Source organism: Streptomyces sp. NBC_01296 (assembly GCF_035984415.1).
In the GTDB taxonomy this organism is placed as follows: domain Bacteria; phylum Actinomycetota; class Actinomycetes; order Streptomycetales; family Streptomycetaceae; genus Streptomyces.
In genome coordinates this window covers 1,535,118-1,548,382 of sequence record NZ_CP130720.1, presented here as the reverse complement: position 1 = coordinate 1,548,382, position 13,265 = coordinate 1,535,118, and the positions used below count along the sequence as shown (strand labels likewise).

Here is a 13,265-nt window from a genome sequence, read left to right as displayed (position 1 = left end):
CGTCTGCGGACCGCCCCCGATCAGAGCCCGGCCACCCGGGCCAGCCGCTCGAAGGAATCCAGCAGCGCTGCGCGGTCGTACGTGGACGTGGTGACCAGCAGCTCGTCCGCACCCGTCAGCTCGGCCACCTCGGCGAGCTCCGCCGCGACCTGCTCTTCGGTGCCGTGGATGTGCCCGGCGAGCCCTCCCTCGTACAGCTCCCGCTCCTTCGGGGTCATGGCCAGGGCTTCCACCTCCTGCGCCGGGCGCAGCGGCGGAAAGCTGCCCCGGGTGCGGGAGTACGCGAGGGACCAGGCCTCCGGGATGAGGATGCGCCGGGCCTCCTGCGCAGTCGGCGCCACCGCCACCGTCCCGGAGACCACCACGTACGGCTGCGAGCCGCCGGCCGAGGGGCGGAACTCCTCGCGGTAGCGCCCGATGATCTCCGCGGCCCGCCCCCGGGCCCGCAGGTCGCCCACCACCACCGGCAGCCCGGCCCGGGCCGCGATCCCGGCGCCCTCGCCGGTGGCCAGCACGTACGCCGGAATCCGCAGCCCCTGCGCCGGGTGGGCGTGCACCTCGGGATGCGCCCGCTGGCTGCCGTCGAGCCAGCCCAGCAGCTCCGCCAGCTGCTCCTCGAACCGGTCGGCGTCCCCGGTGTCGCGGCCCAGCGCCCGGCGGATCCCGCCGGTGAAGCCGACGGAGCGGCCGAGCCCCATGTCGATCCGGCCCGGGAACAGTGACTCCAGGACCCCGAACTGCTCGGCGACCACGAGCGGCTGGTGGTTGGGCAGCATCACCCCGCCGGTGCCGACCCGGATCCGCTGCGTGGCCCCGGCGACGGCGGCGGCCAGTACGGTCGGCGCGGAGCCTGCGACCCCGGGGACGCTGTGGTGCTCGGACACCCAGAAGCGGTGGTAGCCGAGCCGCTCCGCCGCGCGGGCGAGCTCCACGGTGTCGCGCAGGGCCTGCGGGGGCGGGTGCCCCTCACGGGTGCGGGACCGGTCGAGGATGGAGAGTTTCCGGATCACACAGGGCTGTAACGCATGCGCGCCGAAAGGATTCCCTGCCTACTCTGACCCGCATGAGCGACAGCAACCACCGTCGGCCGCTGGCCGTCTTCGACATCGACAACACCCTGGCCGACACCGACCACCGCCAGCACTTCCTGGAGCGCCGCCCCCGGGACTGGGACGGCTTCTTCGGCGCGGCCCCGGCCGACCCGCCGCTCGCGCGCGGGGTGGCGCTGGCGGTGGAACAGGCGGCCGACTGCGAGGTCGTGTACCTGACCGGGCGCCCGGAGCGGTGCCGCGCGGACACGGAGGAGTGGCTGACCCGGCACGGGCTGCCGCAGGGGAGGGTGTGGATGCGCGGGAACCAGGACCGCAGGCCGGCCCGGACCACCAAGCTGGAGGTGCTGCGGCGGATCGCCCGGGGCCGGGAGCTGCGGATGCTCGTGGACGACGACGAGCTCGTCTGCCAGGCCGCCCGCGCCGAAGGCTTCAAGGTGGTCCTGGCGGACTGGGCGGCGGACGCGCCGGAGCTCAAGACCGCCCAGGAGGGCGAGGGCCGCACCTGAGGCCGGGTCGGCCGGGCCGCGGGCGAACGCGCCGCGCCGGCCCGGGTCGCCTATCGGACCAGCGCGAAGGTGCCGGCCGCGACGGCCCCGCCCACGCCGGCGCCCACCAGAACCTGGGCAACGGTGTGGTCCTTGAGCTCGACCCGGGACCAGCCGACGACGGCGACCAGGGGGTAGGCGAGGAGCGCCCAGGGCCCGTACGTCATGGCGAGCATGGCGACGCTTCCGCAGGAGACGGCTGCATGCACGCTGATCTTCCACGCAGGGGTCACGGCGAGGAGGGCCGCGAGCGTGACCAGCATGGCCGAGATCAGCGCGATCATGGCCCGGGGGGCGCCGAAGGCCCACAGCAGCGCGATACCGGTGGCGACCGAGCCGGTGACGAAGGTCATCACGATGATGCGCTGACGCCGCTGGCCGACGTGCCGGTCGGCCCAGCGGCCGCGGCGGATGCCGAACTTGATGAAGGCCAGCGGAATGGCCGCGGCGAACAGGCAGCCGAGGAGGCCCCATCCGATCCCGGCGAGCCGGCCGGTGTGCCAGCCGATGAGGACGGTGTCGGCGATGATCCAGGTCTTGGGGTCGAGCCCGTCGGTGATCAGGCGGGCGGCCCGGGACTCGCCGGTCCGGGTGGTCGGCGTCATCGCGGTCGTCACGCCGTTGCCTCCGCGCTGGTCGCGGTGAGGAAGTCGTCGGCCACGGGGGAGTGGTAGACCCGGGCGAGCTGGACGAGCCTCGACACCTCGGTGGCGAAGTCGAGGTCGTCGATTCCGACGGTGCCCGGCTCCTGGGTGCTTGCGGCGGGCAGGGCGCCGCGGGCCTTGCCTTCGCGTGCGGCCCGCATCCAGAGGGCTTCGGCCGCCGGGCTCGTCGCCGGGTCGAACCCTGCCTGCCGCGCGGCGCTGTGCGCACGCTCGCGTACGCCGTCGTCGGCGTACGCGTCGAGGGCCAGGGCGGCGTCACGTATCTCGATCACCCGCCGGTACAGCCGCAGGCGCGGGCTGCGCAGGAGTCCGGTCTTGAGGACGATGTCGGGAGTGACGGCGGTCAGGTCCTGCCAGAGCGGCCGGAGCCGGCGGTGGTGGCGGCCGTCCTGGACGGTGCGCCAGGCCACGCCGAACGCGGGGATGCTGCTTCCGACGAGGATGAAGCCGATCGCGACGTACTTCAGGGCGTCGGTGGCGTTGTCGACCGCGATGTCGCCGGTGCTGTCGGTGAGGCCGACGAGGCGGCTCGTCATGTACCCGGACCGCACCAGGGTGTAGAGGACGCCGACGGCGGTCCCGATGCCCATGAGGCGTACGCCGGTCCGGAGCCATCGGGCGCTGGCGTGCCGCGCGCTGCCCCAGAAGAGCCAGGTGGCGGTGGCCATCGCGATGCCGAGGTAGGTGACGAAGACGAGGTAGTAGACCGTGGCCCAGCCGTTGCCCGCGCTCTCCTCGAAGAACTCGGTCATCTCGTGGTGCCGCGGGACGAAGAAGGCGAAGAGCACCGCCATGGCCGCCATCGCGGTCAACGCGACGTAGTGGCGGGCGCGCAGCCGGCCGCCGGCGCCGGTTTCCGGCCGGGCGATGGCGACGACGAAGTCGACGACCGCGCCGGCCGCGATCACACCCAGCCAGTGCTTGACGAGGGTGGACAGGTTGTTGACCCCTGCCCGGTCGTCCAAGGCGTGCATCAGCCCGGGGAGGCGGAGCGTCATGGAGAGGGTCAGGGCGGCGAACGCCCTCCACAGAGCTCGTTGCTTGACGGTTCGAACGGCCGAGGGGACCCGCCAGATCGTCACCGCCCAGAGCATGATCAAGACGGCGATTTCGAGGTGTTTCACTTCACGACCACGTGTTTCGAACGGGGTGCCCGAGGGCGTCATGGAGGCGTACGAGACGGTCCTCGGCCTCGCCGGAAGTCGACTGCGCCGTATAGCGGCCGGCCCGCTCGTGGATGAGCGTGGCCAGGGTCTCCGCCTGTCGCTCCTGCGGGCTCGCGAACTTGCTGCGCCCCATGAGGTGCGCCAGGCGGCCGATGTCGAGGCCGAGTTCCTCGTCGATGGATTCGGTCATGCGGGCCACGGTCCTGATCCGGGCCGCCTCGGTGCGGATGATCGAGGCCACGGGAAGGTCGGGGCGGTCGAGACCGGAGACGGTCGTCTGCGTACGTGTCAGCAGGCGGTGGAAGTGCTCGGAGGCGCGGGCGATCTCGCCCTGCGACGGCTGTTGCGGCAGCTCGAGCTCGGGGGCGACATGCCCGAGCAGCATGTGGGAGATCTCGTGGAGGACGATCTGCACCTTGAGGATCTCGGCCGCGACGGCATCGTAGAAGACGAGGTCGGCGACCTCCAGGCCGAGCCAGATCCCGCACGGCAGGGCCGGGTCGGGAGGCCCGTCGAGGGGCAGCAGGATCAGTGGCCGGCCACGCTGCTCGGCTATGCCTGCGCAGAACACCCCGAGGTCGAACGGCTGGGGGATGACGAGTCGGTCCGCAACGGTGGTGCACTCCGCATCGGCGCGCTTCCACCAGCGCATAGTTGCTCTCCCCGCACGTCAGCTGTCCCCGGCGCGGAGCTCAACTGCTCCGTGCCGCTCGCCTGCTTCGCACTCCTGATCGGCTCGAGGGTAGCCGGAAGCGTGCAGTGGCGGAAAAAGGGTGTCTCGACAGACTGAAACTCGCTTGTTCATGCGGGTCGCGTGGCTGAATCTCGCCTCACGATTCCTTGGGGCGGCGACGGCGGGGCTTCACGTCCGGAAGCCCTTCGGCTTTCCGGAGCTGCTTGATCAGACCGGTGACGGACCTCATGGACCCGGCGGACAGTCCGCTGAGGCGGAAGGCCGCAGCCTTGACCTGCTCGTCCTCCAGGACCTGGGCGAACTCGTCGGCCGCGGCGGCCTTGTCCATCTCCTCGCGCAGCCGCGAGATCCTCTCCTCGATGCGCTGCTCGATCGCGTCGGCGTTCTCGCCGTCGGCGAGGTATCCGACGGTGACGCCGAAGAAGTTGGCGATCGCGCGGATCGAGTCGATACCGGGGTTCGGATTGTTGTTCAAGCGGATGGTCTGGACCGTGCCGTGCGAGACGGAGGGGCCGGGCAGCTGCCTCGTGCCGTCGGCGATCTCTTGGTACGTGTACGGACCGCGGCCCGCCGGGTGGATCGTCTCGATCAGGAAACCGAGGCGGTCGCCCATGGTGTCCCGCCGGCCGGTGGGGGTCTCCTCGCCCATCACCGTCACTGCTCCCGTCTCCTGCTGGACTTCGTGGTCCACTGCTGAACCACATCCTCATTATCTACCGGCCTAGATGGATCTCGCCACACAGTGCAACGAAGTCCGTCTACCCGGCTGGCGCACTCCCGTGAAAGTGACCCGCGGCACGTTGCCGCATGTGCATCGTGCCGGTCGCTTGACAGGGCGCATGTGAGACGACGTATGTTCATCCAGCCATCTAGTCCGCTAGATGCATCGGTGCTCAAGTGCTCGACGTTTCACGTCTAGCTCGCTGAGCACGGGAGGTGCGCCCCCTTGCCGGGGGCGCGATGCGCCGGGAGCCGGTCTGCCTCGGCCGTGGGCTGGGGGACGGGGGTCCGCAGCCCACGGGGGCGGTCGGCTCGCCGGTGTGACCCTGCCCGGTCGGCGTAAGAACCCTTACGCCGACCGCGGCTGCTCGGCCACCGCAGTTCAGGCGTTCACCGCAGAGTGAGCGCGGTCTCGGATTCGACGCGGGACAGCTTCTCGGGGTTGCGGACGTAGTAGAGGCCGGTGATACGGCCGTCCTCGACACGGATCGCCAGGACGCCGTCGATCTCCCCGTCCAGCCGCAGGACGAGCGCCGGGTTGCCGTTGACCACGGTGGGGTCGCTGGTGAGCGCGGCTCCTTTCTTGCCGGCGCCGCCGATGATGAAGCGGGCCACCTTGTCCGCGCTGACGATCGGCCGCGGCGCGGCCTGCTTGATGCCGCCGCCGTCGCTCACCAGGACGGCCCCAGGGGCCAGTACGGCAAGGAGGCCCTGCACGTCCCCTGTGGAGAGCGCCCGCCGGAACGACTCCAGGACCGCCCGGGTCTGGCTCGGGGAGACCACCTCGCGAGGACGGCGGGCATCGACGTGCCGGCGCGCGCGGTGCGCGATCTGGCGGACGGCCGCGGGGCTCTTGTCGACGGCCGCCGCGATCTCCTCGTAGCTGACGTCGAAAGCCTCGCGCAGCACGAAGACGGCGCGCTCCGTCGGCGAAAGCGTCTCGAGGACGAGCATCATCGCCATCGACACGCTCTCGGCGAGCTCGGCGTCCTCGGCCACGTCCGGCGCGGTGAGCAGCGGCTCGGGCAGCCACGGGCCGACGTACGCCTCCTTGCGGCGGCTCATCGTGCGCAGCCGGTTGAGCGCCTGCCGGGTCGTGATCCGGACCAGGTAGGCGCGCTGGTCACGTACCTGCTCCACGTCGACCTCGACCCAGCGCAGCCAGGTCTCCTGGAGGACGTCCTCCGCGTCGGCCGCCGATCCGAGCATCTCGTACGCGACGGTGAAGAGCAGGTTGCGGTGGGCGACGAACGCCTCGGTCGCCAGGTCGGTGGCGCGGTCGCTCATGTCCCGCCCTCTCGTTCGCTGATGGGTGTCAGATCTGATCATCCGTTCGATGCGGTGTTCAGCGGGTGGCCGGCGCCTCGACGCGCCTGGCCTCCAGCAGGGGCCGGCGCTTGGTGTCCTTGGCCCAGGACCACGTGAACGAACCGGGCTTGCGGGCCTCGTTGGCCAGCTGCTTGACGGTGCCCCGGCATATCAACTCCTTGAGCTTCCCGGCAGGGCGGCCGTCGAGGTGGAGCCACATCGCGTTGTCGTCCCTGCGGGCGACCTGGAAGATGCCGGTCCGGCGCCCCAGACTGATGCACTGGCCGACGAACCCCAGGGCGATCGCCGCAGGTTGCTCACCCGCGATCCGGTTGAGCACCGTATCGGCGGCGTGCCCGCCCAGCGGCCCGGCGGCCTGGCAGCTCATGCGCAGCGGCAGGTCCGACGGCGCCGCCGAATCCCCGGCCGCGACGATGCGTACGTCGTCCACGCTCGTCAGGGTCTCGTCCGTGCGCAGGCGGCCCAGGGCGTCGGTGCTCAGCCCGCTGCGCGCGGCCAGGTCCGGGACGCCGAATCCGGCGGTCCAGATGGTCACCGGGCTCGGGAGCTGTCGGCCATCGGCGAGCTCCACGGCGTCGCGCGTCACCGCCGTCACCTTCGCGCCGGGGCCCTCGAGCACGGTCACACCGAGTTCGGCCAGCCGCTCGGCGACCGAGCGCCGACCCCGCGGGTGCAGGTACGGGCCGAGCACGTCGCCGCAGACCAGGGTCACGGTCCGGCCCGCCTCCGCCAGCTCGGCGGCGGTCTCGATGCCGGTCGGACCGGCGCCGACCACGGTCACCGCAGCCGTGGCGGGAGCGGCGTCGACGATCTGCCGCAGCCGCTGCGCCTCCTCGAGGTCGGCCATGGGGTGGGCGAACTCGGCCGCTCCGGGCACGCGCGGGTCGGCGCTGCCGCTGCCCACCGCGTAGATCAGGTAGTCGTAGCCGACCGCGCCGCCGCTCGCGAGCGTGAGGCTGCGCCCGGCCGCGTCGATCCGTGCCACGGTGTCGACCACGAGACCGATGCCCCCGGCCAGCACGTCTCGGTAGTCGACGACCGCGTCGTGGGACCCGCCCACCACCTGGTGCAGGCGGATCCGCTCGACGAAGGTCGGGCGCGGGTTGATCAGAGTGACGGTCACGTCGTTGCGCTGCGTCAGTCGATTGGCCGCCATGACCCCGGCGTATCCGCCGCCGATCACGACCACCTCGGTGTTCCCAGTCCCGGTCACGGTGTCTCCTTCGTATTTTGGCTACGGCCTCAAGACACCGCGCGGTCGGCCGTTGTGACACCGTGTGAGGCGGATCACTCCACGGGGCGGTCTCGGCCGAGACACGGCCCCGGACTTCGACGACCGATGAGTTTCTGCGTGATCCGCAGTCGTACGGCATGGTGGGTGCACTGCAGCCGCCGCGCCTGCGGCCGCAGCGTGCACCGACGCGATCCGCTGAGCACCAGACACGAGACACCGAGGAACTTCAGATGCGCACCCTGATCAGCACCGCCTTCATCTCGCTCGACGGCGTCGTGGAGGCCCCGGGCGGCGAGCCCGGATACCGGAACTCCGGATGGACCTTCAAGCACGTCGAGTTCCTCCCCGAGGCGTTCGAGATCAAGGGCCGTGAGCAGAAGGAAGCCGCCGCGATGCTGCTCGGCCGGACCAGCTACGAGGCCTTCAGCCCGGTGTGGCCCGACATGGCGGACTTCGCCGACTACAAGGTGATGCCGAAGTACGTCGTCTCCACCACGCTCACCGAGGACGACCTGGTGACGAACTGGGGCGAGACCACGATCCTGCGCTCGCTCGACGAGGTCGCCGCGCTGAAGGAGACCGAGGGCGGCCCGATCATCGTCCACGGCAGCGCCGCCCTGAACCAGAGCCTTTCGGACGCCGGCCTGATCGACCGCTACCACCTGCTCGTCTTCCCGCTGCTGCTCGGCGCGGGCAAGCGCCTGTTCAGCGCCACGGACAAGGACGCCCAGAAGCTGAAGCTGGTCGAGCACGAGGCCTACGCCAACGGCCTGCAGAAGAACGTGTTCGACGTCGTCCGCTGACGGGGCGCCCGAGGGTGGTGCCGGTCGAGGACCCCGGACGCCGTCACTGGCCCACCCTTCCGTCGATGCACTCGCGCAACAGATCGGCGTGCCCGCAGTGGCGGGCGTACTCGTCGATCCGGTGCACCATCAGCTCCCGAACGGCGATCCCGTCCTTGCCCACGCGCTCGCTCAGGTCCGGGTGCTCGGCCAGCGCAGCGTCGGTCGCGGCCTGCTCACGCTCCAGATCGGCGTACGCGGCGTCCACGGCGGCCTGCTCGGCGACCGCTCCCTGGAAGTCCGCGTCCCTCGCGCCGTACAGCTTCGACAGCGGCTCGCCGTCGCTGATCCAGTTGCGCCAGTCCCGTTCCACCTCGGCGAGGTGCCGGATCAGCCCGAGCAGCGACATCGTCGACGGCGGAACCGACCGGCGGGCCAGCTGCTCCGCATCCAGACCCTCGCACTTCATCCGCAGGGTGATGCGGTAGTTCGTCAGGAAGTCCAGCAGTGTCGCCGGCTCGCCCTCCGGACTGTCCTCGTTGTTGCGGAGGTCGTCGTCCGGGTCGGCCCACATGTCGGGGTAGACGGTGGCCTGGGTCCATCGTGCGGGTCGGTCGCTCATGCGTTGCATGATCGTCCGTGACGGCCCGAGTCCGCTACCGACTTCCTGCTCCGGCTTCCGGTTCTGCGCTTGCCGTCAGTGGTTTCGGGACATGTGGGCGAGGGTCTGGGCGGCGCTGTCGGGCGCGAAGGCGCTGTCGATCCCCTCGGCGGCGCCTTCGGCCGCCTCCCTGGAGCGGGGAAGCAGCAGGTTCTCGTAGGCGCGGACGGCGTCGTCGACGGAGGTGTGGTCGATGAGGGCGCGGGCGAGATCGGCGCCGTCGAGCATGGCGAGGTTCGCGCCCATCCCGGAGAACGGCGACATGAGATGGGCGGCGTCGCCGAGGAGGGTGAGGCCGGGGGTGCGCTGCCAGGCGTGCGGGACGGGCAGGGCGTACAGGGGCCGGTTGACGTACCCGGTGTCGGTGTCGGCGATGAAGTCGAGCAGGCCGCGACCCCAGCCGGTGAACTCCTCGAGCAGCGCTTCGCGGACGGCGCCTTCGTCGGCCAGGTCGACGCCGGCCTTCTGGTGCCAGTTCTCGTCGGTGCGCATGCCGATGTAGACGCGGATGTGCTGGTGGCTGTTGCGCTGGGCGACGAAGCCCCGGTTGTCGTCGAGGGCCATCATGGTGCCGTCGCCGGTGAGGGACGCGAGCGCGGGATGGCGGGTGTCGGCGTCGTCCAGACCGGTTTCGACGAAGGTGACGCCGGTGTAGACCGGCGTTGCGCCGGAAAGCAGGCGGCGGACTTGCGACCAGGCTCCGTCGGCTCCGACGACGAGGTCGGCCCCGGTGGTGGTGCCGTCGGCGAAGTGCAGGCGGTGGGTGCCTCCGGTGAGGGGTTCGACGTGCGCGAGCTTGTGGTTCCAGTGCACGGTGTCGGGTTCGAGGGAGTCCAGCAGGAGGTCGCGCAGCCGGCCGCGGTCGATTTCCGGGTTGCCGTCTTCGGTGTCGGCCCCGGGCGGTACGGCGTCGAACAGGACGCTTCCGTCGCGCCCGACCAGGCGCATCTGCTGGCCTTCGGGGCGGGCCAGCGCCAGGAAGTCTTGCAGCAGCCCGGCTTGGCGCAGGGCGTCCTGGCCTGAGTGGGGGTGCATGTCGAGGGTGCCGCCCTGGTCGCGGGCGGAGCGGGAGGCGTCCCGTTCGTGGACGGTGGCGGCGATGCCGTGCTGCTGGAGGATCCGGGCGCAGGTCAGGCCGCCGGGTCCGGCGCCGATGATCGCGATGCGGGGCGCGCTGGAGCTGGTCATGGTGGTGCTCCGTTTCTAGGAGGCTCGTCAGGCAGGAGAGGGGAACGCTGCGGCCGGGCAGTGCCACGCGGCCGAGCCGTTCCAGAAGAGCACGCTCGATCCAAAAGTGCAACAACGCAACTTTTGAAGCTGCTCAACCGGAGATGTAGGGTTGGGGCATGAGCGAGAAGACCACGAACCCCGTGCCGCCGGGACGCCGCGAGCGCAAGAAGGCCGCCACCCGGCAGTCCCTGGCCGATGCCGCTCTGCGCCTGTTCCTCGAACGCGGCTACGACCAGGTCGGTATCCGCGACATCGCCGACGCGGCAGACGTGTCCACCACCACCCTCTTCAAGCACTTCCCCGTGAAAGAGGCACTCGTCTTCGACGAGGACGCCGACCAGGAAGCCCGGCTGCTGGCCGCCGTACGCGACAGGCCCCGGGGCCAGTCCGTGCCCGCGGCCCTGCGCGAGCACGCCCTGCGCCACCGGGTCGGCGCCCGGGACGGCGACGCGGACTTCGCCGCGTTCGTCGAACTCGTGGAGAGCACCCCGGCCCTGCGCGACTACGCCCAGAGCATGTGGCTGCGCCACGAAACCGCGCTCGCACACGCCATCGCCGAGGCGACCGGAGCTCCCGCCGACGATCCGCACTGCGCGGCGCTCGCCCACTTCGCACTGGAAGCACCCCGCACCGCGCGCGGACGCGCCGACGACCGCGAAAGGGTGGTCCGCGCCTTCGACCTCCTCGAACGAGGGTGGAACGGCGTCGGTCCGGGAGCCTGAGGCACGGCAACCGGATAGGGGGTGGTCTCAGCCGTTGTAGGCAGCGATGCGTACGCGGTCGATGTCCTCGGCCAGGAAAGTGGTCAGCGCCCGGGCTTCGGCGTGGACGGCCTCTCGCTCCGGGGCGGAGAGGGGGCGCAGTGGGGCGACGGTGAGCCGGTCATCGTGCACGGTCCAAGTGGCGGCGACACGTCCGTCGACGAGGACGGCGCGCCGGCCGGCGACGGACAGGCCGAGGTGGGCGTCGTCGATGATCCGGCTGCGGTCCTGGTAGCCGAGGATCGCGTTGTCGAATGCCGGCAGGAACCGTACGGGCGCGGGGGTGTCCCGGTGTGGGCGCGGGGCGTCCGGCAGGTCGAGGAGCTCGCGGCCGCGTTCGTCGCGGAAGGTGACGAGCTCCTCGCGGACGGCCTTGACGGCGGCGGGCAGACCGGCGAGGCCGCACCAGGAGCGGATGTCGGCCACCACAGTCCGATGAAGGGCTCCTGGGGTTGCTGCGCCTGCATTCCGCACAGGTGCGCCACGGCGTCGCGGACGGGTGTGTCCGCACGCTCGAGCAGGTACTGACGGGCGAGGGTGGCACGGTTCAGGGCGCGTGTGTCGAGGACGGTCATGGTGTGCTCAGGCGGCTGCGTGTCCGCCGGCCGGAGGCCGAAGGCGGGTGGGGGCCGTGACGGACATGGCTGCTCCTTGCTGTCGGTTCCTCGCATGTGAGCCGCCGCGGCGAGAGCCGGGCCCGGCGCGGCCGCCGTGGCCGGGGGCGTTGCTCCCCCGGCGGCTCTGATCCCACCCTTGCAGGGGTAGCGGACAGGATCTGTCCTGTACTGCGGGCAGGATGACGGACATGCACAAGACGTCCTCGCGCCTGCTCGCGCTGCTCTCACTGCTCCAGACGCGTCCTTCTGCTGCCTGGTCGGGCGAGGACCTCGCCGGGCGGCTCGGCATCACCCCGCGCACGGTTCGCCGCGACATGGACCGCCTACGGGAACTCGGCTACCCGATCACGGCCGTCAAAGGACCCTCCGGCGGATACCGCCTGGATGCGGGTGCGCATCTGCCCCCACTGCTGTTCGACGACGACCAGGCCGTGGCCCTGACCATCGCACTGCAAACGGCCGCAGCCGGCACCACGCTCGCCGAGGACGCTGCCCGCGCCCTCGCCACGATCCGCCAGGTCATGCCGCCCCGGCTGCGCCACCGCATGGACACGCTGCGCATCACAGCCGTCCGCCCGCCGGCGAGCGGGGACGCACCTCCGGCCGACGCCCACGTCCTGAGGGACCTGAGCACCGCCGTCCACACCCATGCGGAACTCCGCTTCGACTACGCCACGGACGGCACGGCGGCTGCCGGGCAGCGCCGCCGGGTACAGCCCCACCACCTGGTCACCCGGCGCGGCCGCTGGTACCTCCTGGCCTGGGACCTCGACCGTGCGAACTGGCGGACCTTCCGCGTCGACCGAGTACAGCCGCGCACCCCCACCGGCCCCCGCTTCACCCCGCGCGAACTCCCCGCAGGCGACGTGGCGGCGTTCGTCACGAGCCGGTTCCGCGGCTCCGACGGCACCACCACCGACTGGCCCTGCCGAGGCGAAGTCGTCCTCGGCCTCCCCGCCACCGCAGTCGCCCCCTTCGCCCGAGACGGAATCGTCGAAGAACTCGGCCCCGACCGCTGCCGGCTCACCCTCGGTTCCTGGTCGTGGACCGCCCTGGCCGCCACCATCGGCAGCTTCGACACCGACATCGAGGTCATCGGCCCACCCGGACTCAACGACGCATTCGCCCGCCTCGCCGCCCGCTGCGCCCACGCCGCCCGCAAGCCCATCCCGTCCTGACCTCACGACCTTCCTCGGCCGCGCGTTTCCGGGCGGTCGGCCGGTCGTTATGGGGGGAGGAAGGAGGTCCGACATGCCGGCACAAGGACCTGCGCAGCAACCCACGACCGAGCTCGACGCGCGCTACAGCTCCGCGCTCAATCCCCGCCCGGGTGCCGCGGACGTCACCGCGACCGAATGGGACGCGGCCCAGCGCCAGTTGGAGGCCGCCGAGATCTTCTGGGTCTCCACGGTGCGACCCGACGGCCGATTGCACGTCACCCCCGTGATCGCGACCTGGCACGGCGGGATGCTGTACTTCTCGACCGGCGCGGGCGAGCAGAAGGCGAAGAACCTCGCTCATGACGGGCACTGTGCGCTGACCACCGGAGGGAACTCGCTCACCGCAGGGCTCGACCTCGTGGTCGAGGGCACGGCTGAGCTGGTCGCCGATCCTGCGGTGCTGGAGGAGGTGATCGCGGCGTACGAGGCGAAGTACGGGGCGCACATCACCTCGGCCGAGGGCACCTTCCACGGGATCGGGGACGCGTTCCGGAAGGGGGACGCGGTGGTGTTCGCGGTGACCCCGACCACGGCGTACGGCTTCGGCCGGGACAACGGGGTGTACAGCCATACGCGCTGGGCGTTCTGA

14 protein-coding genes and 1 pseudogene are annotated in these 13,265 nt (G+C 71.3%); 5 read left to right on the top strand and 10 right to left on the bottom strand.

What is annotated here, in order from left to right; translation table 11 throughout:
• Positions 1 to 20: 20 nt before the first annotated feature.
• Complete coding sequence (locus tag OG299_RS07380; RefSeq protein ID WP_266635358.1) at positions 21 to 1,010, bottom strand: LLM class flavin-dependent oxidoreductase; 990 nt, start codon at positions 1,008 to 1,010, stop codon at positions 21 to 23.
• 53 nt (positions 1,011 to 1,063) lie between these two features.
• On the opposite strand from OG299_RS07380, the gene OG299_RS07375 reads away from it, so the two are divergent.
• A complete protein-coding gene (locus OG299_RS07375) occupies positions 1,064 to 1,558 on the top strand; it encodes a phosphatase domain-containing protein (RefSeq protein WP_266635359.1) in 495 nt (164 codons plus the stop codon).
• A gap of 50 nt (positions 1,559 to 1,608) precedes the next feature.
• Here the strand turns inward: OG299_RS07375 and OG299_RS07370 are convergent, their stop codons facing one another.
• From OG299_RS07370 to OG299_RS07345, 6 genes are all read right to left on the bottom strand, one after another.
• Positions 1,609 to 2,214: a hypothetical protein gene (locus tag OG299_RS07370; RefSeq protein ID WP_327360970.1), complete on the bottom strand. Its 606-nt coding sequence runs from the start codon at positions 2,212 to 2,214 to the stop codon at positions 1,609 to 1,611.
• On the bottom strand, positions 2,211 to 3,386 hold the full coding sequence (locus OG299_RS07365) for an MAB_1171c family putative transporter (RefSeq protein ID WP_327360969.1): 1,176 nt from the start codon (positions 3,384 to 3,386) through the stop codon (positions 2,211 to 2,213). The genes OG299_RS07370 and OG299_RS07365 overlap by 4 nt, the downstream gene beginning before the upstream one ends.
• Before the next feature lies 1 nt (position 3,387).
• Positions 3,388 to 4,080: a hypothetical protein gene (locus tag OG299_RS07360; RefSeq protein WP_327360968.1), complete on the bottom strand. Its 693-nt coding sequence runs from the start codon at positions 4,078 to 4,080 to the stop codon at positions 3,388 to 3,390.
• Positions 4,081 to 4,258: 178 nt separating this feature from the next.
• A complete protein-coding gene (locus tag OG299_RS07355; protein ID WP_266635363.1) occupies positions 4,259 to 4,813 on the bottom strand; it encodes an XRE family transcriptional regulator in 555 nt (184 codons plus the stop codon).
• Between the two features lie 419 nt (positions 4,814 to 5,232).
• On the bottom strand, positions 5,233 to 6,129 hold the full coding sequence (locus OG299_RS07350) for an RNA polymerase sigma-70 factor (protein ID WP_266635364.1): 897 nt from the start codon (positions 6,127 to 6,129) through the stop codon (positions 5,233 to 5,235).
• Positions 6,130 to 6,187: 58 nt separating this feature from the next.
• Entirely contained in the window at positions 6,188 to 7,327 is a 1,140-nt protein-coding gene (locus tag OG299_RS07345; protein WP_405706158.1) for an NAD(P)/FAD-dependent oxidoreductase, read from the bottom strand.
• Positions 7,328 to 7,635: 308 nt separating this feature from the next.
• Here OG299_RS07345 and OG299_RS07340 point away from each other — a divergent pair, with 308 nt between their 5' ends.
• Entirely contained in the window at positions 7,636 to 8,208 is a 573-nt protein-coding gene (locus tag OG299_RS07340) for a dihydrofolate reductase family protein (RefSeq protein ID WP_266635366.1), read from the top strand.
• Between the two features lie 43 nt (positions 8,209 to 8,251).
• Here the strand turns inward: OG299_RS07340 and OG299_RS07335 are convergent, their stop codons facing one another.
• Both OG299_RS07335 and OG299_RS07330 read right to left on the bottom strand, forming a co-directional pair.
• Positions 8,252 to 8,818 carry a DinB family protein gene (locus tag OG299_RS07335; protein WP_266635367.1) on the bottom strand — a complete coding sequence of 189 codons (567 nt, stop codon included), beginning with the start codon at positions 8,816 to 8,818 and terminating at the stop codon, positions 8,252 to 8,254.
• A 66-nt stretch (positions 8,819 to 8,884) separates the two neighbouring features.
• Positions 8,885 to 10,036: an FAD-dependent oxidoreductase gene (locus tag OG299_RS07330; RefSeq protein WP_327360966.1), complete on the bottom strand. Its 1,152-nt coding sequence runs from the start codon at positions 10,034 to 10,036 to the stop codon at positions 8,885 to 8,887.
• Positions 10,037 to 10,194: 158 nt separating this feature from the next.
• Here OG299_RS07330 and OG299_RS07325 point away from each other — a divergent pair, with 158 nt between their 5' ends.
• Positions 10,195 to 10,800, top strand: coding sequence for a TetR/AcrR family transcriptional regulator (locus OG299_RS07325; RefSeq protein ID WP_327360965.1), 606 nt, complete (start codon positions 10,195 to 10,197; stop codon positions 10,798 to 10,800).
• A gap of 27 nt (positions 10,801 to 10,827) precedes the next feature.
• On the opposite strand, the pseudogene OG299_RS07320 reads toward OG299_RS07325, so the two are convergent.
• A pseudogene (locus OG299_RS07320) lies at positions 10,828 to 11,414 on the bottom strand (DNA glycosylase AlkZ-like family protein).
• Between the two features lie 230 nt (positions 11,415 to 11,644).
• Between OG299_RS07320 and OG299_RS07315 the strand changes: the two are divergent.
• Positions 11,645 to 12,634, top strand: coding sequence for a helix-turn-helix transcriptional regulator (locus tag OG299_RS07315; protein WP_327360964.1), 990 nt, complete (start codon positions 11,645 to 11,647; stop codon positions 12,632 to 12,634).
• Positions 12,635 to 12,707: 73 nt separating this feature from the next.
• Complete coding sequence (locus OG299_RS07310) at positions 12,708 to 13,265, top strand: pyridoxamine 5'-phosphate oxidase family protein (RefSeq protein WP_327360963.1); 558 nt, start codon at positions 12,708 to 12,710, stop codon at positions 13,263 to 13,265.